We start from the raw sequence: 1507 nt of genomic DNA, 5'->3' as shown, positions 1-1507 counted from the left end.
GGCAGCCAGTCTGTCCGCTTCTTCGACGGTTATGTTAGGCGAGAAGTCAATTATCGGACAGTCTGCCATCTGCGCGATCTCTCTGGCCACAGTGGGAACTCCCTTCTGGGGACCGTCTTCAACTTGAACCAATCTTGAAAGCCTTACAGAGAATATTCCGCTCACACTCTCGATTGGAAGGGGAAGAAGAGAACTGTCTTCCAGAATGGCCGTGATAGATCTGTCGGAAATCTCCTGCATCGCATTCAGACTCTCCTGGGAGGCGATCTCTTCGATCGAGAACCTGTCGGCACTGGTCGCCTCTACCCGGAACTTCTCAACTCTTTGTAGAGATTCCTGGAAACGCTTTTCCAGCTCTGGCGATTTTTCTATCTCTCTAATCAGAATCTTCTTGACTCTTCTCTGGACAACCGGATCGTGGCAGTAAGTCAGATAATCCATTCCATTTCTCAGACCCTGTATAGCGGCTTCCTCTGGCGTGAAGTAGTTGCTCACTCCCCCCATTCCCAGATCATCTGCGACAAGGACCCCGCGATAATTCAGCACGTTCCTGGCAAGATCCGTCAATATCTCTCTCGACATCGACGCCGGAACCCGGGACGCCTGAAGCTGAGGCATGTATATATGCGAAGGCATTATCGAATCTGCTTGAATTTCCTTGAATGGTCTCAGTTCGTATTCATAAAGCAAAGATTGGGGGATGTCCAGAATCGGTAAATCCAGATGAGCGTCGACATCTACCCTTCCCTTGCCGGGAAAATGCTTCAAACAGCTCATCACTCTTTCACTCTTCATACCCTCTACAAAGGCCCTTGCGTAGGCTATAACCTGATCCGGAGAATCGCCGAAACTCCTTACTCCGATTCCCGGGTTTTTGGGATTGCAGTTAATATCGACGACGGGAGCGAGATTCCAATTCACACCTATGGCGTTCATCTCTCTGGCAAGTATTCTTCCAACAACGAAGGAGTTTTTAGTGCTTCCAGTGGCGGCTATTGCCATAGCTCCGGGCGAAACAGAGAAGCCGTCCCTCAGTCGGCTTACTATCCCGCCTTCCTGATCAATAGCAATTGCGGGCTTGTACCCAAGGACTCTTTGAATGTCATCTACGAGAGCCCTTACCTGAACAGCATCAACGATATTCTTCGAAAAGAGAATAACCGCTCCGGGTTTGACTTCTCGAAGTGTCCTTTCGGTCTCGCTATCGATTTCCGGACCGGGTATTCCAATCAAAAACAACCGTCCTACGGCTTCGTCGAAATTCATTCTGAATTCTCCTTGGTTTTCATACGATACAATTCTAGTTTTTATTACCTTGTATTGTCAATTGTAAATTTGTATAGTATGAATATACATAACCTTCGATTCCGTTGCTTATCGATCATATTTGACTATAGTTCCATTTAAGTAACCGAGGGAAAACTTGGATACAGATAGAAAATGCGATAGCATTGCTGTTGGAAGAACCGTGGTTGGGGGTCGGAGATTGGGGGTTGGTGGCATCAAG

Annotated in this window: 1 protein-coding gene; it reads right to left on the bottom strand. The window is 47.6% G+C overall.

Annotated elements, in window-relative coordinates:
• Window positions 1–1266: beta-N-acetylhexosaminidase (gene nagZ / locus BG32_RS03220; RefSeq protein WP_121526364.1), on the bottom strand; the 1266-nt coding region annotated here is incomplete at its 3' end.
• Between the last annotated feature and the right edge of the window lie 241 nt (window positions 1267–1507).

This window comes from Mesotoga sp. HF07.pep.5.2.highcov, from assembly GCF_003666285.1.
GTDB lineage: Bacteria > Thermotogota > Thermotogae > Petrotogales > Kosmotogaceae > Mesotoga > Mesotoga prima.
The sequence above is the reverse complement of the archived record's forward strand: the minus strand, read 5'-3'. Positions and strand labels throughout refer to the sequence as shown.